This window comes from Paraburkholderia sp. BGA-UO-ETr-F21 (assembly GCF_059567925.1).
This window is the reverse complement of record NZ_JCAQOY010000039.1, coordinates 21,348-45,425: the sequence shown is the minus strand read 5'-3', so window position 1 is coordinate 45,425 and position 24,078 is coordinate 21,348. Positions and strand designations below refer to the sequence as shown.

The following is a 24,078-nucleotide window of genomic DNA, read 5'->3' as shown; positions in this document are numbered from 1 at the left end:
GAGGCGGCGGCTTGGCGCTCGATTAGCGCTTGAGCTTGGCCAGCGGCGAATCCGGCGGATACGTCGGCGTAATCGGCTTCGGCGAACCGAGCATCACGCACATCAACGCGTCTTCTTCACCAATGTTGATTTCCGTGCGATACACGCCCGGCGGCACCGAAATCAGATCGCGTTCGCCCAGCACGGCTTCCCACGTTTGACCGTCTTTCTCGCAGATCACCTTCATCTTGCCGCGCAGCACGAAGAAAATTTCTTCGACATCCATATGAATATGGCTCGGGCCGATGTTGCCGGCCGGGATCACCATGGTCGAGAATGTGAAGCCGCCGGCGGGCACCGTATTCATGTCTTTCGCGACACCCGTGCCGCCCGTGCCGACATAGCGCATTTGCGCGCGGCGATACTTCGGGTCGTAGTCGGCCTGGAACTTCAGTGCGTCCCAGTCATAGCGACGCGTTTCCAGGCGCGCGACGCGGCTGTCCAGCCATTGGGCAAAGCTCGCGTCCGCGGGTTGTTCCCACGATTTGCGTTCGATATCGGCGTCCGCCATCTCTTTCTCCTTTCGATTCGACTAGATCAATTCATCACGAAGCCGCCATTGACCGGCAGCAATTGGCCGGTCACGAAGCGCGCGGCATCGGACAACAGGAACAGCACCGGCCCGGTGACGTCGTCGGGCACTTGTGCGCGCGTGAGCGCGCGGCCTTGCAGGTAATACTGGTGACGCTCGGCGGGCACGTACGCGGTGGCTTCGACTTCGGTCAGGCCCGGCGCAATTGCGTTGACCGTGACCTGGTGTGAGCCGAATTCGCGCGCGAGCGAGCGGGTCATCGAAATCACCGCGCCCTTGCTGGCGACATAGGCGAGCAGCTTCGGCGCGCCCCACAACGCCGTGTCCGAGGCAATATTGACGATGCTGCCGCGGCCCGAGTCACGCAGATAAGGCAGCGCTGCCGTGCTCATCAACCAGGTGCCGCGCACGTTGACGTTCATCACGGCGTCCCACGTCTCGACAGACAACTCGTCGGCGAACTTGCCGCCGGAGTTGGTGATGGCGGCGTTGTTGATCAGTGCGTCGATACCGCCGAGTTGCGCCGCGCCTTGCTCGGCGAATTCCTTGATGCTCGCGGGATCGGCGAGATCGAGCGGCACATAGGTAACCGCATGACCTTGCCCGGCGAGCGACGCCGCGAGCGCGCGGCCCTCTTCATGCAAGACGTCACCGAACACCACGCTCGCGCCGGCTTGCACCAACGAGCGGACGAACGCCGCGCCGAGACCACGCGCGCCGCCCGTCACGAGGACGCGCCGGCCGTTGAGCGCTGCAGACGCGTCGTTATGCATGGCTGTGACCCGCTTCTGCCGAGGCCGGCGCAGCGCTTGCCGCTTGCGCGCGATGCGCGTCCAGATCGGCGAAATGCTGCTGGGCGCGTTGACGCAACATGCGGCGCACACGCGTCATGCCGACATCGTGCTGATACAGAAACTCGTGATCGCGCGCATTCGGTGCCATGCTTTCCAGCACGTAGCGGTCTTGCTCGAGCACGGCCCAATGCAGACCTTCCAGACGGTTGCGATACATGAAACGCCATGCGTCGCGCTGCCAGCCTTGCACCTTGCGAGTGCGCCAGAAGTAGACCTGGCAGTTGTCTTCGTCGACGGGCACGGCGAAGCCGATAATCCCGAAGCTGCCGCCCGGGCCGAACTTCTTCTTGTACGGAATCGCGAGGCGCATCCACAGCGTGCCGGTTTCGCCGAGTTCCACCCAGTCGAAGTTCACGTCGCGCTGGCCGACCTTTTCGAACATCAGTCCGGTTTCGGTCTTGCGCACACGCATGTCGGCCTGCTTGTCGCCTTCGGCCATCGAGTGCGAGGTCGCGTGCAGATACGCGCCGTGCATCGGGTCCATCACGTTGTCGATCGCGTACTGGTAATTGCACTTCCAATGCGACATGCACAGGAAGCTTGCGTATTCCTCGCCGACCAGTTCTTCCGGCAACACGAGCGGCGCGGGTTCCTTATGCGCTTCATCGCCGAACCACAGAAAGATCGCACCGGCATGCTCTTCGACCGGATACGACTTCACACACTTCTGGCCTTCCAGCGGGCAGTTCGACACCGCCGGCACTTTGGTGACCGTGCCGCCGCCGTCGACTTCAATGCCGTGATACCAGCACGCGACGCTGCCACCGAGGTTCCAGCCGAGCGACAGACGCGCGCCGCGGTGCGGGCAGCGGTCTTCGAGCGCGCGGACTTTGCCTTCCTTGTCGCGCCACAAGACGATCTGGTCGCCCAGGCGCGTGATGCCGACCGGCGCGTCGCCGACTTGCCAGCTCGGCGCAACGGGATACCAGTAGTTACGCAGGCCTTTGTTCAGATACGACTGGATCGGGTCGGCCGCGCCTTGCGTTGGATTGGGGGACGTCATGAAGAGACTCCGGGTACGGATGCGATAAATCGTGTTCGGGAAAGCGCGCTTATTCGGCGAGCAGGCGGAATTCGGCGGCGAGGCGGTCGGCGTCCCACGTATTGCCTTCCGGCGTGCGGAAGCCGACGCGGTTCAAGCCGTCGACCACTTCCTGCAACTCCATCGCGCCGGCTTCGAAAACTTTTTCGAGCGCGTCGCCAAAGTCGTTTTCGTACTGCGTCGGCTCGGCCTTGCGCGTTTGCCAGATGAAGTTTTCGCTCTCGCCCGGCTTCTCGATCACGCCCTTGCCTGCGACGTTGTTCGGCTGCGGCGCCAGCCACGGCTTCAGGAACGGATTGAAGTTCACGATTTGCTCTCGCATGTCATTCCACCTTGATCTGGATTTCTTCGCCGGCGAGACGTACCGAGTACATCTTCAGGTCGCGGCCACCGGGCTCTTTCAAGCATTTGCCGGTCGGGATATGGAACACGGCTTCGTGCAGCGGGCACTCGACGGTGTCGCCGTCGATAAAGCCCTGCGTCAGCAACGCGTACGCATGGGGGCAGACGTTTTCCAGCGCGTACAGCGCATCGCCCACCTTGTAGATGCCGATTTCCGTGCCGTCGAGCTTGAACTCGAGCGGAGCGTCGTCGGACAGGTCGCCGGCATGGCCGGCGCAGCGCCATTGTTCAGTCATTTCTCACCTTCTCCTGAAGCCTCATGTTCCACCTAAGGAACATCAGTTCGTGTATGGATAATTATAGGAGCGGCTTCGAAGAGAAAAAATAAAAATCTGGACTGGTAGGGGAAAACACCGAGTGTGGCGTGCGCAACACAATATTGCGCGAGCCGGCGCGAGTGCCTCGGGCGCTCGGCGAGCCTTTGCGAGCTTAGGTTCGAGCCATATTTTCAGACGAGACCCACAGCCCGCATGCGGGTTTGTACGGGGTCCGAAAATTTATTTTGACCACTTCTAGACTCACTATACTTTTCCATAGGCGATACAGACGCCCATAGGTGGAACATAAAGCGTAACAGTTTTGGCGCATAAACCCAGAACTGCATTCAACCCCAATGCAAGGATCAGGGGCGACGAATCGGGCGAGAGCTTTCGTCGCGTGATCAGGAGAACCAACGGTGAAGCACATCATTGCGGCCGGCTTGACGGCAATCTGCGCAACGACAGGCGCATGGGCGCAAAGCAGCGTGACGCTATACGGCAGCCTGGATGCCGGTATTGCGTATGTCAGCAATGTAGGCGGCCATTCGAAATGGATGGAAGAACAAGGCAACATGCAGCCTGACCGCTGGGGCCTGAAGGGTGTGGAAGATCTGGGCGGCGGGCTGAAGACGGTCTTCCAGTTGGAAAACGGCTTTTATACGAACACCGGCGCGTTCGCGAAATCCGGCGTGCTGTTCAATCGGCAGGCGTTTGTCGGTTTGAGCTCCGACACGGTCGGCACGGTGACGCTCGGTCATCAGACGCCGTTCAGCTTCGACGTGCTGGGTCCGCTGAGCACCGCTTATCTGGCTGCGAGCTGGTACGCGTTCCACCCAGGCAATATCGACGAACTGGCCGACACGGGCGTGGTGCCGTTCGACAATTCGGTGAAATTCCGCTCGGCGAGTTTCAACGGCTTCCAGGTCGGCGCAATGATGGGTCTTGGCAACACGACCAACTTCTCGACCGGCAAGACACTGAGCTTTGCGCTTAGCTATGCGAACGGTCCGTTCAAGGCCGGCGCGACGTATGCGAACGAGCACAATCGCACGCCGTCGATCGTCACGACGGGCATCACCAACTTCCAGGGTGTGGCCGCAGCCAATTACACCGCAGACAAAGTGGAAAACATGGGTGCGGGCGCGTCATACCAGTTCGGCAAACTGCTGGTGCACGGTCTGTACACGCGCGTGAAGCTGGAATCGGCGGGGCATTCGGACACGTATCAGAGCTACGATGTCGGCGCGAACTATCAGTTCACGCCGTTCAACACGGTAGCCGGCGGGGCTGCGACGACGACGTTGGCGGGCCACCGCTGGACGCAATTCGAAATCGGCGATATCTACGCGCTGTCCAAGTCGACGCAGCTGTACGTGAATGCGCTGTACGAACGCGCGGGCTCCAACACGGATGCGGCGTTCTTTACGGCGGGTGTGTCGAGTGGCCGGAATCAGACGATCATTCTGACCGGCATTCACCACTCGTTCTGATGGCTGGATGAGGCTGTGAGGCAGGCAGTCCGGCTGCGAACGCAGCCGGACTCATGGCGAAGTGAATGCGCAAACGCAATCAGCTCGCCGCCACCGGCTTGCGGCGCGCCTGAGCCGCGGTCGGATCATCCGGACGCGGCCGATAGCTGAGCCGCTCGGAGAGTTCGAGCGCCGCCTGGCAAACCGCAATGATGAGCGGCTCGCGCTCTTCGGCTTCGCCGATATCCGAACGCGGAATGGTGACGGTCAGCGCGGCCACGATCTTGCCGCTCTGGTCGCGCACCGGCGCGCTCACCACTGAAATACCGCGCTCGAACGACGCTTCGCTCAACGCATAACCGAGCGCCGCGCTTTCGCGCACTCTCCCATACAGTTCTTCCACGGTGGCCGGTGTGCGCTCGGTGAAACGCTCGAGCTCCGGCTCGGGGTACAACTGGCGCAACTCCTCGAAGCTCAGATCGCCCATCAACACCTGACCGTGCACCGTCGCATGAGCGGGCAAACGCGTGCCGACATGGACCTTCACCGAACTGAACATGGGCGCATGGGTTTGTGCCTTGGCGACGAACACCACGTCGCGCTGATCGCGGATCAGCAGATGCGTGCTCAGACCCGTGGCGTCGCGCAGGCGTTCGAGAATCGGCGTGCCGACATCGGTCAATTCGAGCGAACTCAGATATTCGAAGCCGAGACGCAATACCGCAACGCTCAGGCGGAAATAGCGGTCACCGTTGACGCGCTCCAGAAAGCCGAGCGCTTCGAGCGTCTGCAATAGGCGGAACGTGGTGGTGCGCGGAATGCCGATACGCTTGGACAATTCCGGTGCGCCGAGTACCGGCTCACGCGCGCTGAATTCCGCAAGAATGCGCAGGCCGCGTTCGAGGCCAGGCACGAGATATGTCGATCCGCCGGCGCTGTCTTCGTCGGTGGCATCCGGGGATTCGGCGGCGTCCAACCGGGCCGGCGACGACACGTCGTCGTGCGAAATCGAGGCTGCCGTGCCGCGTGCCTTTGCGTGCTTGCGTCCCGCTCCTGTCTGCTCTTCTTTTGCCATCTTGGCTGCCGTTTCTACTGTTCATCAAGGTCAGATCAGCATGATAGCGCGTGCCGCCGCGCGCCTTCACTGCCTTCATTATTTCTTGCGTGACGGCCTCGCCGCGAGCCGTTCGATCGTCGACGCTCGCAAAGCGCTCGTGATGCGCGAGCTCGTACTCGGGATCGCGCCCGAAAATCGTGGTTAACCATGCCTTTTGCCGCACCGCCACGATTTAACGCGGTGCTATGCTTTGAACCGGTCCACTGCGCGAAGCCTCACTGCCGCGCATTCGCTCCGCTCAAGCGTTCGGAGGCCGCACCCATGTCCGATTCCATTCAGATTCAGGTTGCCGACTCGCACCTTTATCCGGGCTGCGCCGTGCGCATCGCGCACTTGCCCGAGCAGGCCCGGGCGGCGGCGGCCGTCGTCGAATTCGCCGACGGTTCCGGCGCCAACGCCACCTGCCATCGGCGAACGCTCGACGAACTCGAATTGCTGGTGGACCGCTATGCCACGCAAAAGCGTCATCCCGTCGACGTCCGGCATTGGCTTCTGCTTGCCGTGGACGCAACGCATAACAGCTGGCGTGTAAAGCGCCGGCTCCCTTAGCCTGCCTGTTCCGCCCGCTTCGAATCTGCAAACGACGCCGCGCGCATGCGGCGCCGCGCGGAGCTTGAGCGCCCGTCACAGCCACTTCGAAACCCAGCGATGACTGATCACGACTCCACCCTGCCGCCGCACGCCGGCAACGCCGACAACACCCCCGACGCACCCGACGACCCAGACCGCCGCCGCGTCCTGACCGGCCTCGCGGCGGTCGGTCTCGGACTGGCGCTTACGGGCTGCAAAACCGACCAGAGCATGTGGAGCAACGGCGCACCGCGCAGCGCCGCCGACCTGCGCCTCGACGCCGCGCTGCACGATCAGGTCAAGCACATCGTGGTGATTTATGCGGAGAACCGCAGCTTCGCGAACCTGTACGGCAATTTCCCCGGCGTCCAGCATCCTCTCGATGCGGTGAGCGCCGAGCGCTATCTGCAACTCGACCGCGATGGCAAGACGCCGCTACCGCGCTTGCCGGCGATCTGGGGCGGCCTCGTGCCACAAGCGCAGGAAGTGGACGGCAAGCGCTACATGATCGGCCAGAAGGATATCGTCGACCTGCACAACCGCCCGTTCCATATCGCAGACGCGCACGGGGCGCCGCTGCCCACCGGCGTGATCACGCGCGACCTGGTGCATCGCTTCTATCAGAATCAGATGCAAATCAACGCCGGCCGCAACAACCAGTTCGCTGCGTGGGGCGATTCCGGCGGTCTGGTGATGGGGCACTACCGCAATTCGGCCGACACGCTGCGTCTGTGGAACCTCGCGCAGCAGTACACGCTGTGCGACAACTTCTTTATGGCGGCCTTCGGCGGCTCGTGGCTGAACCACATCTTTCTGATCTCGGCGCAGGCGCCGTTCTATCCCGACATTCAGAACAGCCCGGCCAGCAAGATGGTGTCGGTGGTCGAAGGCAGTGATCCGACCGGCACGCGGCTGAAGCAGGCGGAGGACTCGCCCGCTTCCGCACTCGACGGCCCGCCGAAGTTCGTCAACGACGGCGCGTTCACCGCCGACGGCTACGCCGTCAATACCATGGCGCCGCCGTATCAGCCGAGCAACGTTCGGCCGGCGGAAGGCGGCAACCCGGCCTTCGCGGATCAGTCGAATCCGCGCGTGCTGCCGCCGCAGCATTACGCGACGATCGGCGACCGGCTGACGGACAAAGGTGTCGACTGGGCGTGGTACAGCGGTGCATGGCAGTACGCGCTGGAGCATCAGGATACCGGCGCGGTGCCCGACTTCCAGTATCACCATCAGCCGTTCAACTACTTCGCGAATTACGCGCCGGGCACGGCGGCGCGCCGCCGGTATCTGCGCGACGGCGGTCTCGGCAATGACGCGTCGACCAACCGTCTGATCGCGGATATCGACGCGGGGCGATTGCCCGCCGTCACGTTCTACAAGCCGCAAGGCGACCTGAACATGCACGCCGGCTACGCAGACGTCCAATCGGGCGACCGTCACATCGCGACGGTGATCGAGCATATTCGGCGCGGCCCGCAGTGGGCCAATACGGTCGTGGTCGTCACCGTCGACGAGAACGGCGGCTGGTGGGATCCGGTCTCGCCGCCGAAGGGCGACCGCTGGGGTCCGGGCTCGCGGATTCCCGCATTGGTGATATCGCCGCTGGCGAAGAAGGGTTACGTCGACCACACGGTGTACGACACCAATTCGATTCTTCGACTGATCAGCCGCGTGCATGGCCTCGCGCCGCTCGACGGCGTGGCGGCGCGCGATCGGGCATTCGCGAGCAACGGACTCGCGCCGTTAGGGGATCTGACGGGTACGCTGGATCTGGCTTGAACGTTGGGGAGTGATAACGCCTGGGGCCGCGCCGCAGGCGTTTCAGAGCGAATCACTGCGATTGCGACTGCGGCTGCGCGGCGCCATGCAGTTTGGCGGTCACAGCATCTGAAATCTGCTGAGCCGTCTTCCTGATCGTTTTTTTCTCGTCGCCGCTCGCCATCACAAACTTGGCGGCGATCACATAGGGATTCAGTTTGATGGCCGCGCCCGGCATGCCTTTGCTGTCGGCTTCGTCGACGGCCTGATAGAGCGGCGGCAAGTCAGCCGCGCTGAGGCTGTCGCACGACACCGCCACCTGGATGTCGTTCTGGCCGGCGCCCAAACCCACCATCGCACGCCTGAGGCGATTGCCGTCGTCGACGCTCAGAAACACGCCGCGCACCTGCCAACCAACAGTCGGCAAAGGCTGACCCGGAGCACTACGACGTGCGTCGACGCCAGCCTTTTTCAGATCGTCCGTTAGCGCGTCCGCCATTTCGTCCACAATGTGTTTGGCGTGGTCCTGCGGATTCGTGTCCTGTCCCATCGGCCCCGGTCCGCTCGGCAGCAAGCCGCGCAGCCGACGCACGCGTTGGCCCGGTCCGCTGTCCGGCGTTACGTTCGCGACATCCAGCTCGAAGTCGGCCACATAGACAATCGGCGCCGGCGCGGCGAACGGCGCGCTTTCCGCCGCGGCGCTGACGGCGGCCGTCGCGCTCAGGCATCCCGCCATCAACATGCATTGCAGAAATCGATGCGGCATGGCGCGCCTCCGCGAGATTCAACACGACGCGGCTATCGTACAACCGTCCCCATTACACGTCCGTTTTTTCGTGCCCGATCGTCATACGTTTTGCCTTGCATAACACTCGTTGCGGCGTAGACTGATAAAGCACAACTTCGCACTTTGTACGGAACCCGCCATGCGACTGACCATCCTCATCAACGGTTCCGATCCCACCGTTAACCACGACTACGCTGTGCTATGGCTCGATACCGAAGAACACCGGTGGTCGAGAGAAGCACATCAAGGGATCGATCTCCCCCCGTGGGGCGAGCTACGCGACGACAACGGCGTGACGACTCTCTGTGCGCCCAGCACGGATGCGCCGCTGTGTACGCTGCGCGGCTTGCACGTGGACCGCAAGCAACGCGTGAGCGCCGCGCAAGGCGCCGCGGCATGGACCGCACTGCCCACGCGCGCGCCGACCAGCGGTTTCTGGCGTCTGCAAGCGGTGGACCGTCAGACGGTCCGCGCCGAGAACAGCGTGTTCGGCAATTAGGCTCCAGCACTCATTTTTTATCGGTCGAACTTTCCGCGTGCGCGGCATTTTGCTTGCGCACGGAGGAATTCGCACGTGCGTTCGCACGCCGACTCTTTTTGCAACTTTCGTCTCGAGCAGATTTAAGGCCGTCTTAAGTTTGCGTGCGTAGAGTTGGAAATCCACGCATTAGGGTCGCTGCAAAGCGGCCCATTTTTTTTGTGCGGCGCGCAGTGGAGGCGCTTCGTGCGCGCCTCATGCCGGCATCGTTTTCATTGCGGCGCGGAGCGCGTGAATGCGTTGTCCTTCTCTGCGCCGTTCGTCCATTTCACGTCGCGCGAGACGGGTTCGCAACGCTATACTTGCGCCCCCATCCCTCGACTGACTGACACATGAAGAAGTGGTTTGCCTGTCTGCTGTTCGCTGTTGCCGCTCATGCCAGCGCAGCGCCCTCCTGCACCCAATTCACGCCGAATGCGCAATGGCCTGTTCTGAGCAATCAGAAGATGGCCCCGAAAACGCGCATGCTTTGCTACAGCGATTTCGCGGTTTTGCATTCGGGCATCACGCACGGTCCGTTGTGGTCCGCCGAGCATCTCACGCGCGACCATATCGAAGCCGCCAAAGACATGGTGCGCACCAACAAGTTTTTCGAAGACGCGCGCTTGCCGGATGGCGAAGGCGCCACGCTGGCGGACTATAAGCGCAGCGGATTCGATCGTGGCCACATGAGCCCGGCCGGCAATCGCTGGAATCAGGAGGCGATGGCACAATCGTTCTCGCTCGCCAACATCGTGCCGCAAAATCGCGAGAACAATCAGCGTTTGTGGGCGCGCATTGAAACCTCGGTGCGCAAGATCGCCGTGCAGTACGACGACACCTATGTCGTCACCGGCCCGATCTTCAACGGCCAGCAGTTGCAGACCATCGGACCGACGCGCGTGTTCGTGCCGACGCAGTTGTTCAAGGTGGTCTATGTGCCTTCGCGGCAAATGGCGTTCGCCGTAGTGGTGGACAATGTCTCCACCAACCGTTACGACATCAAGACGATTCACGAACTCGAAGCGGCATCGGGCATCCGTTTTCCGGGCATTCCGGAAAGCCTGAAAGATCAACGACCGGGAGGACTGAAAGGTGTTTAAACCCTATTCGAACGACGACGACGTGCTCAACATTCAGGGCGATGCGCTAACGGTGAGCAACGGCACGACGCGCATCGTGCTGAACGGCACGCTGGAGTTGACGCAGGATCAGCGCGGATTGAAGGCGGCGTTGGCACTGAAAGACGCGGTGGATGCGATCGTGACCAGCTTGCAGGCACAGAGCAATTTGCCCGCGAAGGTCAAGGACGAGCCGGATGCGAAACCCGGCGTCGTGCAAAACCCGTTCAATTAGTCACGTAAAGCGCCGGCGTGCGGCGTGATGCGTTTTCTTCGTGCGAGCGGGCGGCCATCATCGTGTGTTCCGCAGTTCGATCAAAGCCAGGCGAATTCGCTCCACGACCTCAGGCCACCCTCTGCCTTTTTCCCGAAACAGGCGGGCAGAGGGAAACCACGGACTGTCTTCCCGTTCGAGGTGCCATCTCCAGTCGCCCAGCATGGGCAACATTAGCCACAGCGGCCGACCCATCGCGCCCGCCAGATTGGCCGCCGATGTGTCCACGCTAATGATCAGGTCCAACGCGTCCATCATTTTTGCCGTATCGCCAAATGAACGAAGACGAGGTCCGAGATCATGCACGTTGCGCAAGCGCACGGCGTAGTCGGCGGCTTCGTCTTCGCCTTGTCCTTTCTGCATGATGTAGAACTCCACGTCGTCGAGCGCGAAGAGTGGATCTAGACAGCTGAGCGACGGCAGCGATCTGGCAGCATCGTTCTCGTGCGTCGGCGCACCTTTGAAGATCACGCCGACTTTGAACGCCCGCGGGTTGCCCGGCAAGACCATCGGTGTGTGCTCGCCCCCCATCCGCAGATACGGCACCACGTCCGGCAAATGATCGACGTGAAGAGACGCCCACACCGGAATCGCATGCGGATAGACCCAATAGTCATGAAGCGGCAGTTGTGGCGCATCTTCGACGGAGCAGATCACCGCGGCCTCGCCTGAAGCCCTGAACAATTCGACAAGCGGCGCCTGACACACCACCGTCACCCGCGCCGCCCCGTGGCGCTCGCGAAAAATCCGCGCAAACCGAAAAAAGAAAATCTCGTCGCCCAGACCGAATTCGCTCCAGATAACGATCGATTTGCCTTCGAGCGACTCGCCACACCAGTTTGCGTAAGCCGGCGGCGCCACGGTGGTCCGGCCTCGCCAATCCGCGCCGTCGAACAGCGCCTCACGTCGACGAAAACCCTCGGTAAGTTTGCCCAGAGCAATCAGCATCAGCGCATTGAAGAGCCGAGGCAAGCGTTCGTTCGGGAGCCGTCGGACGCTTTCGTCCCACAGGTCCTCCAGTCGATCGCAAAAGCCTCGACGTACCAGTTCGAAGTTGATGTGGAAGTAGGTCTGGAATCGATACGGATACAGCCTTAGCGTTGCGTGGCAAAGGTCGAGCATGGCTGAATCGGTTTGCGCACCCGGCATGGCAGTGACCAGGTCGAAGAGTCGAGGCACATCGCGCTTGCGCAGCACGATTTCTATCGCGTACGCGGCCGCTTGATGCTGTCTGTCGGCCGACTCCTCTTGCCGATTCTCGTCGAATTCGCGGAGCAGCAAAATGCGTTCGCACGATGAAACGGCCGAAGCATCGTTCACCAGCTCGAGCACATTCACGGAACCCGCGATCGCCGCGTCAGGCCGATCCAGGGTGAAGATGCGTTCGTGATCGACATCCGTCAGGGTCGGCGATATTCTCTCTTCGACGCGAGGATCGGCTGGCAACGTCAAAATCAGATAACCGCCGGGCTTGATGAGTTCGAGCCACCTGGCGAGTACCTGCCGAGGATTGGCGAAACGCCCAAGGCACTCCGAATGAACAAAATCAAATACATCGGCCGGCGCGTCGTCCATATGGATAACGTCACGCTCATTCACGTTCAAGGCGATTAGTTGTTCGATGCCGGGAAAAAGACCTGCGTAGTCGAAATCAGAATCGCGCCCGCCGCCCATGTTCAAGCCGACGCCGGAGAAGTAGCCATGCAGAAATGCCGGATCCCGCGCGCGCCGCAGCGCGAGTTTGAGTGACTGGTTCATCTGGTGTTTCGCACGAGTTAGATGAGAAATCACGCCACTCTAGCGATAGCCAGCCCGCCCGATTGTGACATGGAGAGCAGATGATATTCCGCTGGCAAAAACTCCTATATCACAATACAGGTAGGGCTCTGGGTGCTAACACGCCCGTTTCCAACTTGCCGCCAAGGTGCGAGCCGGACGGCCGTAACTGCTTCGGGATCCCCAATATGTTTCAGCGGTTACGTTTTGTCACTACAACGTCGTCAACTCCTGTCCTCCCGTCAACGTTAAACCGGCAGCGCTGAAACATTTCAGCCGCGACACAAGAATCAACCGGTTAAACCAGGAGTTAAACCATGAAGACGCTTTTCGCCGCTCTCGCTTCCGCTCTGCTCGTGTCGACCGCTTTCGCTCAAACGGCCGCACCGTCCAGCACGCAAACTGCGCAGCCCGCGCAAACGCAACCCGCCGGCCAGGCGAATCTGAAGGCGAGCACCGCCGTGCAAACCGGCGCGACAGATGAAGGCGCAGCGGCAACGAAAGCGCCGGCCAAAGCCACGCCCAAAGCGCATGTGAAGAAGACCTCCGCGCATCACACGGCGAAAGCCCACAAGACCACCAAGAAAGCCGCAGCAGACACGAGCGCAGCGAAGACTAAAACGGAGAGCACGAAAGAGGCCAGCAATGCCCCGGCAAAAGCCGACGGCGCTAAAACCGACACGACAAAAACGCAATAACACGTGATCGGTTTCGGCACGCACCGGCCAGGCATGTGCAGGTAATCGAAGCCGAACTGTGCCGTTCAGGGAGGGCGAGTCATATGACTCGCCTTTTTTTATGCGCGTTCGAGCTGCGAGTGCTCGCACGGCGAGCGAACCGGCATAGCGCCCGCATGATTTTTTCAGCGGACGCCTCAATTTTTGCACTGCGTTTACCTGCGGAAGTCTAATCTCGAACTGTCTTGATCAACCATGGCGTCGACGAACGCCGCATGACATGGCTCTCACGCAAACAATTCATAGCTTCGCCGCGCAGCCCTTCGACGAGGCACGCGTTCAACGCAACAACGTCATTCCCTTTCCCGCGGCTCGCGTTCGCTTCCAGGTGACCCTGCCTCACCGTTCAGGCGAACTGCCCGGCACCCAACTTCGCGTCCTGCTTCATTCTCCGCTCGGTGTCTACGTCGTCGCCACTGAGGCAATGCGCGAGGAAATCCGCGTACAACTCGACATCGCCTTCGACGACCTCGACTTCACACTGCACACGCTGATCTCGACGCTTCCCGCCGCGATGATCGGACCTTTGAAACGCCGCAGCGCGGCCGCAAAGGTGCGCTGATCATGTTCTCAGGTATCTGGTTGCCCATCGTCACGCCGCTGCGTAACGGCGAAGTCGATATCGACGCATTGCAGCGCCTCGCAGACTACTACTTGCGCACCGGGATCGCCGGCATTGTCGCGTTGAGCACCACCGGCGAAGCCGCGTTGTTACAGGACGCCGAGCGTCTGACGGTATTGCAGGCCTTAAGCGAAGTAGTCCGCTCCCGTTTGCCGATGCTAATCGGCGTCGGCGGCTCGAATACGCGCGACGTCCTGCACGATATTCAGCGCTACGAGCGCTGGGATTGCGCGGGCTATCTGGTCTCCGCGCCGTCCTACGTGTGCCCGGATCAAGCGGGCGTGCAGTGGCACTTCGAGCAGGCCGCGGGCGCGACCGAGCGCCCGATCGTGCTGTACAACGTGCCGCACCGGACCGGCGTGACGATCGCGCCGGATACCGTCGCGCGACTCATCGAGTGCGGCAACATCGTCGCGATCAAGGAGTGCGTGGAAGAGCATTTCAGCAGATTGAGCACGCTGCCGATCAACGTCCTGTGCGGCACCGACGAAGCCTTGGACGACTGTCTGCATCACGGCGGAACAGGTGGCATTCTGGCGAGCGCGCATGTCTGCGCCGACCTGCTGGTCGCGTTTCAGGATCTGCTGCGGGCCGAGCGCGACGTGGACGCGCGCAATCTGTTCGCGAGTTTGCTGCCGGTCTTACGGCTCCTGTTCGCCGCGCCCAATCCGTCCGCCATCAAAGCGATGCTCGCCTTCGACCATTCGCTCAGCGACGAAACACGCATGCCGATCTCGCGTGCATCGGCGCAACTTGTCGAGCGTCTGAGCACCGCGCGCGACCGGCTACAGGATCTGCGCGCCGAATTTGCCGGCGTGGTGAACTAGCCGGTTCGCAGTTCGATCTCTCCACCGCGCCGCGAATGAGTCGTTCATTCGCGGCGCAGGCTTGCGTCGAAACGCTGCATACGCAATACCACGCGCCGCGCATAGCCGCGGCCTCCGCCGCTGTAGCGCAGCAAGGCGGCATCGAGATCACCGCCGCTTTCGTCAAGGTAGCGGCGCAGGATGGTCGAACCGATCCGCACGTTGATGGCCGGATCGGATAGATCGGCCGCGCCTGCAATCAATTGCGGGTGAGCCGCAGGCAGGATTTGCATGAGTCCTCGCGCGCCCGCGACGCTGACCGCATAACGATCGAAGCTCGACTCGACCGCCATCACGGCAAGCAGCAGGATGGGGGAAATGGCGTGGCGGTCCGCTTCGGCGAGCACTGCGCGGGCAATCTTCAACGACTCTGTCGGCGCCACACGAAACTGTGCGCGCAACATGGCGGTGATATCGCCCAGAGTCGGCAAGCTGGCTTCCAGCGTGGCATCGCTCGCGAGGATCGGAGCAGCGGATGCAGTCGGCTGCGCATCGGCAGCAGTATCGGCGCCGGCGGCATGCGCGGCATTAGCCAACGTGAAGACGATCGCTGCAAGCATGCTCGTCAAGCCGCGTACCGCGTAACGGTCGGCCTTTCGTTGTCGTGACACACCTTGCAGAGCGCTAACCCCATGCATATTTTCGCTTCCTGACCCGGATGCCTCGACCTTACCGGGCTGGATATAGCGAATCGCAATAGAAATAGGCGCGCGCCGTAAAATGCTTATAAAAATGCGTCGGCGCTTGGTCGGCGCTTGGTCGGCGTGTCGTCTATCGCGCAGGGCGCGAGCAGGCGAGAACAAACGCTCAGCCGTCAATCCGCAGGCAAATTCAGCTCCGCCAGAACACCCAGCTTCTGCACGTCGGTAATTTCGATTTCCGCATAACCGAGCTTCAGCGCGCCTTGCATTTCGAATTGCTTCAATACCTGGTTGATGGTTTGCCGGGACAGCGCCAGCATCATCGCGAGATCTTCTTGCGGGACTTTGAGCACGCGCCGCAATGCGCCGGGTTCGCCGAAGCCGCCAGCCATCAATAACAAACGGCGCGCCACGCGCTGCGCCGCGGGCAGCAACGCGGCCTCTTCTATCGCGTCGAAGGCAAGCCGCAGCTTTTGTGTCAACAGCAAGCCGAACACATGCCAATAAGCGGGCGAGCGTTCGAGCAGCGCGGCGAGCGCGGCGCGTGGCACATGAAACAGCGCGGAATCGCGCTCGGCATACGCATCGTGGGTTCGCGGCCGATTGTCGAACAACGCGATCTCGCCAAACCAGTTCACCGGTTCGATAACGGCAAGCAAGGCCTCCTTGCCCGCCGAACTCGCCGCACCAATTCTCACGAGGCCATCGAGCACGCAATAGAGGCCGTCGTCGGAATCGCCGCGAGTAAAGAGCCGCTGACCGCCGGCGAGGTGCTCGACACGCCCTACGTCGACCAACTGCGCACGCATGGGAGCCGGCGCCGAGCGAAACCACGCGCTGCGCTCGAGCAGCGCGACCAGCTCATTCGATGGAAAAATCGCAGTCATAGAACGGCTTCCGTGCCCGATTGTCGGCTACCCGATGGTTTCAAATTCCGCTGCCCGCGATTATGCTGACTTTAACCACGGAGCGGGATCCATGAGAACGCTGACACAACAGCTGACGCAGTACGCGGCCTACCATCGTGACCGGCGCAACATCGCCACGCATTTCATCGGCATTCCGATGATCGTGCTTGCGTTGGCAGTGTTGTTGAGCCGGCCCGCTTTTGCGATCGGCGCGCTGCCGCTGACGTTATCGCCGGCATGGGTATTGTTCATCGCGGCAACGCTCTACTACCTCGTGCTCGACGTGCCGCTCGGCCTGCTGATGGCGCTCGTGTCCGCACTGTGCGTCGCGTTTGGTCGGTGGAGCGCGGCGCAATCCACGCTGACGTGGCTCGTGATCGGCGTCGGGCTTTTTCTGGTCGGTTGGGTGTTTCAGTTCATCGGCCATGTCGCGTACGAGCATCGCAAGCCGGCCTTTGTCGACGATGTGATCGGGCTGCTGATCGGACCGCTGTTCGTTCTCGCGGAAGCGTTGTTCGGCTTCGGCTGGCGGCCCGCGCTACGCGAAGCGATCGAGGCGCAAGTCGGCCCGACGCGCATCAATGCGGACCGTACGGCGGCACATCATTAGCGCGCGCCTCCTCGTTCGTCGACCCCATGTTCAATGCGGATCGTCCGGCTCAGCCAGGCGCGAAGCGAACGAGGCGCACGCTATGCAATGCCGTCAACGCAACCGCGACCCAGATAGGAACGTAGGTGGCCAACTGTGCGGCGCTGAGCGTTTCGCCAAGCAACGTGATCGAGACCAGCACGAGCAGCACCGGTTCGACATAGCCGAGAATGCCGAACAACGCGACCGGCAACAGGCGGCTCGCCTTCAGATACGAAGCCAGCGCAATGGTGCTCAGCGCGCCGAGACCGGGCAACAAGAGAGACCACATCGCGAGACTTCCGGAGATCAACGTCAGCGAAGCGCTGCTCAACACCTGAACGACCGCCACGGGCAACAGCAGCGCCATCTCCACGGTGAACATGGCAAGCGAGTCCTGATTGATTTTGCGGCGCAACACGAAATACGGCGGATAGCCTATCGCGACCAGCAAGGTCGGCCACGAGAAGGCGCCCGTCACCCACAGTTCATGGCCGACGCCAACCGCTGCACACACCACCGCCAGCCACTGCAAGCCGTCCAGCCGCTCGTGATAATGAAAGCGCCCAACAAGCACCATCACCAGCGGCAACAGGAAATAGCCGAGCGACACTTCGAGCATCCGGCCATGCAGCGGCGCCCATAGAAACACCCACAATTGCGCGCCGAGCAACGCCGCGCTCACGATCATCGCCACGCCGAGTGCCGGCTCCGTCACCATGCGGTAAAGAAGCTGCCGCAGAATCGGTAGGCGCTTGCGCAAAGCGACCAGCAATAGCGCGCCGGGCACGGTCCATACAATACGCCACGCAAAAATATCGAGGCCGCTCAGCGGCGCGAGCAGTGTTGCGTAAGCGGAGAGTAATGCGAACATGGTTGACGCGCAGACCGACAACGCGATACCGCGCTTTGGGTCATACTGGTTCATCGTGCGCTCCATCGTGTGGGCGCTTCGGCGCTCGCCGCAGATAAACGTGTGTGCGCGAATAGCTGGGATTGCAGCGCAGCATGCGGCCGCGCGGCGTTTATCGTTGTCATTGGAACTGAAGTCTCACAAGCGGGCAGCGCGAAACAGGCACTGCGTTTTTTATCTTTTAATACGACGCAAGCCGGCATTCTAGACGGGTATCCGTACACGGGTCCGCCAGCTTCTGTCGGCAGGCTGCAATTATTCCGTGCGCATTGCGCGTCGGTGCACTAGAACATAACTTCACGCGCGGCTGGAACAGCCGGGCTTTTTCACCGGCAACATCGCTCGCGATCCCGCGCAAAGCGGCTCAAGCGCGAAACTTGCTACGAAGTCTTGCGACGTTGTTGCAGCGTCGTTGGCAATGCCTCGCAGAAGGTCCTTTCGGGGACAGCATACGCAGCAGCCATGAGCCGGGCCGGCAGTGGCAGTCTCACGGACCATGCCCGCCCTTCCCCTCCACGGCACGCCTGAACTCGCGTCTCACCACGCGTGCCGCCGCCCCCGGCAACAGCATCCCTCATCGCATGTGATTCATCGAATGTGACTACTGGAGACAGCATGACGCAGCCAGCCCTATCGCACGACGCATCACCCGACCTACGCTCCGCCTTCGCCGCCGACGTTCGCGCAGGCCTCACCCATACGCCTCAGAAAGAGTTGCCGTCGAAATATCTGTACGACGAAGTGGGCTCCGCACTGTTCGAAGTGATTACCGTGTTGCCGGAATACGGCGTAACCCGCGCCGAAGAACGTCTGCTCGCGAAGCACGCGGCCGACATCGTTGCGCATTTGCCGCACGACGTGACCGTCGCCGAACTCGGCAGCGGAAGCGGCCGTAAAACACGGCGCATTCTGGAAGCGCTGTGTAAAAAGCGCCCCACTTCTTACTGCCCGATTGAAATTTCGCGCAGTGCATTGCAGTTGTGCAGGCGCGAACTCGGCGACATTGAGCGTATTTCGATCGTCGGCTATGAACGGGACTATCTGGCAGGTCTCGCCGAAGTGAGCAAGCAACGCGCGGCGGACGAACGGTTACTCGTACTGTTTCTTGGCAGTACGATCGGTAATTTCGGCAGACTCGCGGCGACGCGTTTCCTGCGCGACATCCGCAACATGCTCGCGCCCGGCGATGCGTTGCTGCTCGGTACAGATCTGATCAAGCCGACGCCCGTATTGATCGCCGCCTACGACGACTCGATCGGTGTGACCGCATCGTTCAATCTGAACCTGCTGGCGCGGATCAATCGCGAACTCGACGGTGACTTTCCGCTCGACGCATTCGAGCACGTCGCGCGCTTCAACCCGGACGCGCGCAGCATCGAAATGCACCTGCGCGCGAAGCGCGATATCACCGCGCACGTGGGCGCGGCGCAATTGACGGTATCGCTCAAAGCGGGCGAAACGATCTGGACCGAGAGCAGCCACAAATATCGCGCGGGAGAAATGCCCGCGATTGCAGACGACGCCGGCTTCGTCTGCAGCCATCAATGGGTCGAAGAAGAATGGGGCTTTGCGGAGAGCCTGCTCGTGGCGCGTTGAACGTGGGGTGAGCGTGCCTCGAACGTGCGGTGACCGTGGCGGCGCCGCCGAATGACTCGGAGCGGCTTGAGTAGCCGCGCAAAAACGGCAAGGCGTCGCGCCATCGGCATGATGGCGCGACGCCTTTTGCTTTGCGTGGAACGCCGCTCAGTGCTGTTCGAAACGCTCGTAGCGCTTTTCGGTGGAGCGTTCTTCGCCGCTCACTTCGGTCACGCGCGCCGCCGGCGGCCCGTGACGCAGCCACGACAACATGCGGTCGACCTGGTTGGCCGAGCCCTGCAACATGGCTTCGACGGAACCGTCGTCGAGATTCGCCACCCATCCTTTGATTCCAAGCGCGTGGGCCTGCCGCACGGTCGCGTGGCGAAAGCCGACGCCCTGCACGGTGCCGCGTACGCGTACATAGTAAGTTTCGATCCGCTGATCCAGATCCGGGGCCATGCCGTCTTCTCCTCTGTCAACCGGAGTGAGCGCTTCAGCTGCCATGCAAAGCACTGACTCCGATCCGATGCACACGTTCTTTCAAGCCGGCATTCTAGTCGCGTCGCGGCGAGCTTGCTCGGCAATGCGCGCGTCCCGCCGACCCGTTTGAGGCCGTTCGCGCGACATGCAACACGCGCGCCACGTACAATCCGTCGACTGTCACGCAGGAAATGGAAACAGAATGACCGAACAGAATCGCGATCTCGTGCTCGTGACCGGCGCCTCCGGCTTCGTTGGCTCGTCGGTGGCGCGCATCGCGCAACAGAAAGGTTTCAAGGTGCGCGTGCTGGTGCGCGCGACCAGTCCGCGTCAGAACGTCGAGTCGCTGGACGCGGAAATCGTGGTGGGCGACATGCGCGACGAAGCGTCGATGCGCAACGCACTGCGCGGCGTGCGCTATCTGCTGCATGTGGCCGCCGACTATCGCCTATGGGCGCCGGACCCGAGCGAGATCGAGCGCTCGAACCTGGAAGGCACCGAGGCGACCATGCGCGCGGCGCTGAAGGAAGGCGTCGAGCGGATTGTCTACACGAGCAGTGTGGCGACGCTGAAAGTGACCAGTTCCGGCCAGTCCGCCGATGAAACCTCGCCGCTCAAAGCCGACCAGGCTATCGGCGTCTACAAGCGCAGCAAGGTGCTCGCCGAACGCGCGGTGGAACGAATGATCGCCGAAGACGGTTTGCCCGCGGTGATCGTCAATCCGTCCACGCCGATCGGTCCGCGCGACGTCAAACCGACGCCGACCGGACGCATCATCGTGGAAGCGGCGCTCGGCAAGATTCCCGCGTTCGTCGACACAGGACTTAACCTCGTCCACGTGGACGATGTCGCGGCCGGCCATTTCCTTGCGCTTGAACGCGGCAAGATCGGCGAGCGCTATATTCTCGGCGGCGAAAATCTGCCCCTTCAACAGATGCTCGCGGATATCGCGGCGCTGACCGGCCGCAAAGCACCGACGCTCAGCCTGCCGCGCTGGCCGCTTTATCCGCTGGCCATGGGCGCTGAGGCAGTCGCCAAGATCACGAAACGCGAACCGTTCGTGACCGTCGACGGCTTGAAAATGTCGAAGAACAAGATGTATTTCACATCGGCGAAAGCGGAGCGCGAACTCGGCTACCATGCCCGGCCCTATCGCGAGGGTCTGAGCGATGCCCTCGACTGGTTCCGGCAAGCCGGCTATCTGAAGGCCTGAGACTGCCCGAACACGCGGCCCGCACCGGAGGATCCGGCGCGGCCGCAAGCATTTTGTTACAACGTCACTGTGTTAGCGAAAGGTAAAAGCCTACGCGCAGCAGGTAAAATCGTGGGTCTTACCAGAGAAACCTCGCATGAATCTTCACGAACAGCTCGGCGCGCTGGAAGTGGGCGTCGATCAGCTCATTCAGGCTGTCGTGGCCCCGCAGGCCGAAAACATCCCCGAGACACCCGCAGACACCACTGCGCCGCAGGCGCCGGTGGAGCAGGTCGCGTCCGAATCCAGGGCTGAAGCGGTTGCGGCCGACACTGAGGCGGCCGTAGTCGAAGACAAGGCGCCGGCCCCGCAGGTTCAGCCCACGCTCGAAATCAATCGCCCCGCGCAGAACGAGATCACCATGACGATCGGCGGCCAGACGGTCGCGCTGCGCGCGGAGCAGATCGGCCAACTGATCGAGGAGTTGTCGAACGCGCGTGCTTCAATGACGCCTGAACCGCCGCCGGGTATTCCGCCAGGCTGGCGCTTCGTGTCCACGAAGAATCCGGTCATGGCAGTGCAGAAGCAGTCGAACGGCGACCGTCTGCTGGTCATGCGCCATACCGGGCACGGCTGGGTTCCGTTCACGTTTTCGCCGGACATGGTGATCCAGCTCTACATGATGCTCACCAAAGGCTGATGCAAAAAAAGCGGCGCCCGAGAGCGCCGCTTTTGCATTCCACCTGTGTCTGACCGCTGTTTCAGCGCTCCTGCACCGGCGCCTGAACACGCGCCTTCCACTGCCCACCCTTGCCACGCCAGTAGCGCATCGCCGACGCGAACGTCGCGCCGACATAGAACAACGCGACCAGCGGCAAAAACGGCGCCCACAGCGGCGAGCGGCGATAGTAGCTGAGCATCGGCGCATAAGCGCAGCACATGGCCGCCCATGCGAGCCACGCGGGCCAGCCCGTCGGGCCGAGGACCAGTGCGGCTACCGGCGGCACCAGGTAAATGATCGTCATGCCGACCAGCGTGCCTGCCAGCAGCAACGGCGAGTAATGCAGTTGAGTGAAGGCCGTGCGCGCGATCATGTTCCAGATCTCACGCCAGTTGTCGTACGGACGCAGCGACACGCTGCGCGCCGCCACGTCCAGCCGGATCGGATGACGCCCCGTGCCGCGATGCTTGATGCGCGCCGCGAGGCTGCAGTCGTCGATCAGCTCGGCGCGGATCGACTCGATGCCGCCCGCTTCTTCCAACGCGCTCCGGCGCACCAGCATGCAGCCGCCCGCGGCCGCAGCCGTACGATTGCGCGGGTTGTTGACCCACGAGAACGGGTACAGCTTAGCAAAGAAGAAGACGAAAGCGGGAATCAGCGCCTTTTCCCAGAACGAATCGCAGCGCAGGCGCACCATCAGCGAGACGAGGTCGCGCTGTTCCGCGTCAGCACGCGCGACGAGTTGCGCGACCGCGTCGGCGGGATGGCCGATATCGGCGTCGGTAAGCAAAAGAAAGTCCGCGGGCAAGCCGAGCGTGCGCACCGCCTCGATGCCTTGCGACTGCGCCCACACCTTGCCGGACCAGCCCGACGGTAGCGGCTTCGCGCTCAGCACGGTCAGGCGATCCGGGCACTGCAACTGCAACGCGGCCGCGCGAGCGGCGTCGGCGGTGCCGTCGGTGCTGTGGTCGTCCACGACGATCACGTGGAATTCGCCCGGATAGTCCTGCTGAAGCAGGGTGGTGACCGCTTCGGCGATCACGTCGACTTCATTGCGGGCCGGCACCACGGCGGCGACCGCCGGCCACGAAGCGCGCGGCGCGATGGTGAGCGGCGCGGCGGGACGCGCGCGCCAGAAACCGCCGCGCGCGAACAGCAACACACACCAGATCAGCAGGGAAAGACACGAAAGAAGAAACAGAACCACCGCCATTAAACATTACCCTCGATTGAACGCGCTGCCACACCGACACGCCGCGACAGCCACATCACGACAGTGCGGGCCGCGACAACGCACCAGTCAAATGTATTGAGCACCGGCGGCTCGCGAAACACGTCGTAGCCCGCCGTCTCGATTTTGTCGAGAAAGCGCAGCCCGCCATGAACGGCCCCGCATAACTCGATTCCCAGACGCCCGGGAATGCGCAACGCGAGCGGCGCGCCGCGCACCAGCATGTCCCGGACGAAACACACTTCGTGTGCCATGAGCGCCCGCCAGTCCTGATCGGCAACCCCGTTGGCGATGTGCGCCTCGCTCACGTTGAAGCGCCGCAGGTCCGCCAGCGGCAGATACACGCGGTCCTTTTTCCAGTCGGCGGAGACGTCGAGCCAGAAACTGATCAATTGCGACGCCGTGCAGATCGCGTCGGCGTCGGCGAGATTTTCCGGCGTGGCCGCGCCGATCAGATGCAACATCAGATGCCCGAGCGGGTTCGCCGAGTGGCGGCAATAATCCAGCAGCGCGGCCCGGTCGGCGTACCGGTTGGTGTCGATGTCCTGAGCGCACGCGTGGAGCAGATCGTAGAACGGCGCGAGCGGTAGTTTATACTGCGCCACAACACCGGCCAGCTTGCCGAACAGCAGTGGATGAACCGGCGCCGCGCGCCGCTGTGCGACCGCGTCGAGACCGGCGCGGAAGTCGGCGAGACGGGCGTGCCGTTCGGCCGCGCTCCAGTCGCCTTCGTCGGCAATGTCGCCCGCCGTGCGGACCACCTGATAGATGATTCCGATAGGCGTGCGCAGCGCTTTTGGCAGCAACACGCTCGCGACCGGAATATCTTCGTATTGATCGACGTCCATCCAGCGAGCCTCGAAACCCTTTTGTAATGTGGGCGCCGGGGCGCCGCAGGACTACGTAGTTTAAGGGTTCCGTTAAACCGCTGCAGCGTGTAATGATTGCCGCATTCGCACTGGCACGTGCCGGCTTGCGGCTTCAACCGTGGGTCCGCCGCTGCGGCGGCCGCCCAACACCGGCCGGGCGCCGCCAAAGCA

General features: G+C 62.2%; 27 protein-coding genes. 13 read left to right on the top strand and 14 right to left on the bottom strand.

What is annotated here, in order from left to right; genetic code table 11:
* Nucleotides 1–22: 22 nt before the first annotated feature.
* From AC57B1_RS29695 to AC57B1_RS29675, 5 genes are read right to left on the bottom strand one after another with little or no spacing between them, the layout of a single operon-like run.
* On the bottom strand, nucleotides 23–550 hold the full coding sequence (locus AC57B1_RS29695) for a cupin domain-containing protein (RefSeq protein WP_091805477.1): 528 nt from the start codon (nucleotides 548–550) through the stop codon (nucleotides 23–25).
* Between the two features lie 26 nt (nucleotides 551–576).
* Complete coding sequence (locus AC57B1_RS29690) at nucleotides 577–1,344, bottom strand: SDR family oxidoreductase (protein WP_496419465.1); 768 nt, start codon at nucleotides 1,342–1,344, stop codon at nucleotides 577–579.
* Nucleotides 1,337–2,428, bottom strand: a complete 1,092-nt coding sequence (locus tag AC57B1_RS29685) for an aromatic ring-hydroxylating dioxygenase subunit alpha (protein ID WP_496419464.1) — start codon at nucleotides 2,426–2,428, stop codon at nucleotides 1,337–1,339. Before AC57B1_RS29685 ends, AC57B1_RS29690 begins: the two co-directional genes overlap by 8 nt.
* Nucleotides 2,429–2,477: 49 nt before the next feature.
* The gene (locus AC57B1_RS29680) at nucleotides 2,478–2,789 is read right to left on the bottom strand and encodes a recombinase-like helix-turn-helix domain-containing protein (protein ID WP_091805466.1); all 312 of its coding nucleotides are present in this window, start codon (nucleotides 2,787–2,789) and stop codon (nucleotides 2,478–2,480) included.
* Between the two features lies 1 nt (nucleotide 2,790).
* Entirely contained in the window at nucleotides 2,791–3,105 is a 315-nt protein-coding gene (locus AC57B1_RS29675) for a non-heme iron oxygenase ferredoxin subunit (protein WP_091805463.1), read from the bottom strand.
* 440 nt (nucleotides 3,106–3,545) lie between these two features.
* Between AC57B1_RS29675 and AC57B1_RS29670 the strand changes: the two genes are divergently transcribed.
* Nucleotides 3,546–4,619, top strand: coding sequence for a porin (locus AC57B1_RS29670; protein ID WP_408294760.1), 1,074 nt, complete (start codon nucleotides 3,546–3,548; stop codon nucleotides 4,617–4,619).
* Nucleotides 4,620–4,698: 79 nt separating this feature from the next.
* Here the strand turns inward: AC57B1_RS29670 and AC57B1_RS29665 are convergent, their stop codons facing one another.
* The gene (locus AC57B1_RS29665; RefSeq protein WP_091805457.1) at nucleotides 4,699–5,673 is read right to left on the bottom strand and encodes an IclR family transcriptional regulator; all 975 of its coding nucleotides are present in this window, start codon (nucleotides 5,671–5,673) and stop codon (nucleotides 4,699–4,701) included.
* A gap of 303 nt (nucleotides 5,674–5,976) precedes the next feature.
* Here AC57B1_RS29665 and AC57B1_RS29660 point away from each other — a divergent pair, with 303 nt between their 5' ends.
* Nucleotides 5,977–6,264, top strand: a complete 288-nt coding sequence (locus AC57B1_RS29660) for a hypothetical protein (protein ID WP_091805453.1) — start codon at nucleotides 5,977–5,979, stop codon at nucleotides 6,262–6,264.
* Between the two features lie 99 nt (nucleotides 6,265–6,363).
* Nucleotides 6,364–8,067: an acid phosphatase gene (locus AC57B1_RS29655; RefSeq protein WP_496419463.1), complete on the top strand. Its 1,704-nt coding sequence runs from the start codon at nucleotides 6,364–6,366 to the stop codon at nucleotides 8,065–8,067.
* Between the two features lie 52 nt (nucleotides 8,068–8,119).
* On the opposite strand, the gene AC57B1_RS29650 is transcribed toward AC57B1_RS29655, so the two are convergent.
* Complete coding sequence (locus AC57B1_RS29650) at nucleotides 8,120–8,812, bottom strand: DUF4410 domain-containing protein (RefSeq protein ID WP_496419462.1); 693 nt, start codon at nucleotides 8,810–8,812, stop codon at nucleotides 8,120–8,122.
* 160 nt (nucleotides 8,813–8,972) lie between these two features.
* Here AC57B1_RS29650 and AC57B1_RS29645 point away from each other — a divergent pair, with 160 nt between their 5' ends.
* The 3 genes from AC57B1_RS29645 to AC57B1_RS29635 all read left to right on the top strand — a co-directional run bounded on the left by AC57B1_RS29645 (nucleotide 8,973) and on the right by AC57B1_RS29635 (nucleotide 10,706).
* Nucleotides 8,973–9,332, top strand: a complete 360-nt coding sequence (locus AC57B1_RS29645) for a DUF3564 domain-containing protein (protein WP_091805444.1) — start codon at nucleotides 8,973–8,975, stop codon at nucleotides 9,330–9,332.
* A gap of 371 nt (nucleotides 9,333–9,703) precedes the next feature.
* On the top strand, nucleotides 9,704–10,453 hold the full coding sequence (locus AC57B1_RS29640) for a DNA/RNA non-specific endonuclease (RefSeq protein ID WP_091805442.1): 750 nt from the start codon (nucleotides 9,704–9,706) through the stop codon (nucleotides 10,451–10,453).
* A complete protein-coding gene (locus AC57B1_RS29635) occupies nucleotides 10,446–10,706 on the top strand; it encodes a hypothetical protein (RefSeq protein ID WP_408294748.1) in 261 nt (86 codons plus the stop codon). The genes AC57B1_RS29640 and AC57B1_RS29635 overlap by 8 nt, the downstream gene beginning before the upstream one ends.
* A 57-nt stretch (nucleotides 10,707–10,763) precedes the next feature.
* Here AC57B1_RS29635 and AC57B1_RS29630 read toward each other — a convergent pair whose 3' ends face one another.
* Entirely contained in the window at nucleotides 10,764–12,503 is a 1,740-nt protein-coding gene (locus AC57B1_RS29630) for a class I SAM-dependent methyltransferase (RefSeq protein ID WP_496419461.1), read from the bottom strand.
* A 335-nt stretch (nucleotides 12,504–12,838) separates the two neighbouring features.
* On the opposite strand from AC57B1_RS29630, the gene AC57B1_RS29625 reads away from it, so the two are divergent.
* From AC57B1_RS29625 to AC57B1_RS29615, 3 genes are all read left to right on the top strand, one after another.
* Nucleotides 12,839–13,219 (top strand): hypothetical protein, encoded by a 381-nt coding sequence (locus AC57B1_RS29625; protein WP_408350867.1) that lies wholly within the window; start codon nucleotides 12,839–12,841, stop codon nucleotides 13,217–13,219.
* Between the two features lie 259 nt (nucleotides 13,220–13,478).
* A complete protein-coding gene (locus tag AC57B1_RS29620; protein WP_496419460.1) occupies nucleotides 13,479–13,820 on the top strand; it encodes a hypothetical protein in 342 nt (113 codons plus the stop codon).
* Between the two features lie 2 nt (nucleotides 13,821–13,822).
* Entirely contained in the window at nucleotides 13,823–14,707 is an 885-nt protein-coding gene (locus AC57B1_RS29615; RefSeq protein WP_496419459.1) for a 4-hydroxy-tetrahydrodipicolinate synthase family protein, read from the top strand.
* Nucleotides 14,708–14,751: 44 nt separating this feature from the next.
* Here AC57B1_RS29615 and AC57B1_RS29610 read toward each other — a convergent pair whose 3' ends face one another.
* Nucleotides 14,752–15,306, bottom strand: a complete 555-nt coding sequence (locus AC57B1_RS29610; protein ID WP_091809037.1) for a transglycosylase SLT domain-containing protein — start codon at nucleotides 15,304–15,306, stop codon at nucleotides 14,752–14,754.
* A 254-nt stretch (nucleotides 15,307–15,560) separates the two neighbouring features.
* Nucleotides 15,561–16,274, bottom strand: coding sequence for a Crp/Fnr family transcriptional regulator (locus AC57B1_RS29605; protein WP_496419458.1), 714 nt, complete (start codon nucleotides 16,272–16,274; stop codon nucleotides 15,561–15,563).
* A gap of 91 nt (nucleotides 16,275–16,365) precedes the next feature.
* On the opposite strand from AC57B1_RS29605, the gene AC57B1_RS29600 reads away from it, so the two are divergent.
* Nucleotides 16,366–16,905 carry an Mpo1 family 2-hydroxy fatty acid dioxygenase gene (locus tag AC57B1_RS29600; RefSeq protein ID WP_408350879.1) on the top strand — a complete coding sequence of 180 codons (540 nt, stop codon included), beginning with the start codon at nucleotides 16,366–16,368 and terminating at the stop codon, nucleotides 16,903–16,905.
* Nucleotides 16,906–16,954: 49 nt separating this feature from the next.
* On the opposite strand, the gene rarD is transcribed toward AC57B1_RS29600, so the two are convergent.
* Complete coding sequence (gene rarD / locus AC57B1_RS29595) at nucleotides 16,955–17,851, bottom strand: EamA family transporter RarD (protein WP_408350882.1); 897 nt, start codon at nucleotides 17,849–17,851, stop codon at nucleotides 16,955–16,957.
* A gap of 600 nt (nucleotides 17,852–18,451) precedes the next feature.
* Here rarD and egtD point away from each other — a divergent pair.
* Nucleotides 18,452–19,432, top strand: a complete 981-nt coding sequence (gene egtD / locus AC57B1_RS29590) for an L-histidine N(alpha)-methyltransferase (protein ID WP_496419457.1) — start codon at nucleotides 18,452–18,454, stop codon at nucleotides 19,430–19,432.
* 147 nt (nucleotides 19,433–19,579) lie between these two features.
* On the opposite strand, the gene AC57B1_RS29585 is transcribed toward egtD, so the two are convergent.
* Nucleotides 19,580–19,873, bottom strand: coding sequence for an acylphosphatase (locus AC57B1_RS29585; protein ID WP_007178616.1), 294 nt, complete (start codon nucleotides 19,871–19,873; stop codon nucleotides 19,580–19,582).
* Between the two features lie 223 nt (nucleotides 19,874–20,096).
* On the opposite strand from AC57B1_RS29585, the gene hpnA reads away from it, so the two are divergent.
* Together hpnA and AC57B1_RS29575 are read left to right on the top strand one after the other, a co-directional pair.
* Nucleotides 20,097–21,107 carry a hopanoid-associated sugar epimerase gene (gene hpnA / locus AC57B1_RS29580; protein ID WP_408352259.1) on the top strand — a complete coding sequence of 337 codons (1,011 nt, stop codon included), beginning with the start codon at nucleotides 20,097–20,099 and terminating at the stop codon, nucleotides 21,105–21,107.
* 136 nt (nucleotides 21,108–21,243) lie between these two features.
* Complete coding sequence (locus AC57B1_RS29575) at nucleotides 21,244–21,786, top strand: hypothetical protein (RefSeq protein WP_091805407.1); 543 nt, start codon at nucleotides 21,244–21,246, stop codon at nucleotides 21,784–21,786.
* Between the two features lie 61 nt (nucleotides 21,787–21,847).
* On the opposite strand, the gene AC57B1_RS29570 is transcribed toward AC57B1_RS29575, so the two are convergent.
* Together AC57B1_RS29570 and hpnC are read right to left on the bottom strand one after the other, a co-directional pair.
* Complete coding sequence (locus tag AC57B1_RS29570) at nucleotides 21,848–23,020, bottom strand: glycosyltransferase (RefSeq protein ID WP_496419456.1); 1,173 nt, start codon at nucleotides 23,018–23,020, stop codon at nucleotides 21,848–21,850.
* Entirely contained in the window at nucleotides 23,020–23,886 is an 867-nt protein-coding gene (gene hpnC, locus AC57B1_RS29565) for a squalene synthase HpnC (protein WP_408352263.1), read from the bottom strand. The genes AC57B1_RS29570 and hpnC overlap by 1 nt, the downstream gene beginning before the upstream one ends.
* Between the last annotated feature and the right edge of the window lie 192 nt (nucleotides 23,887–24,078).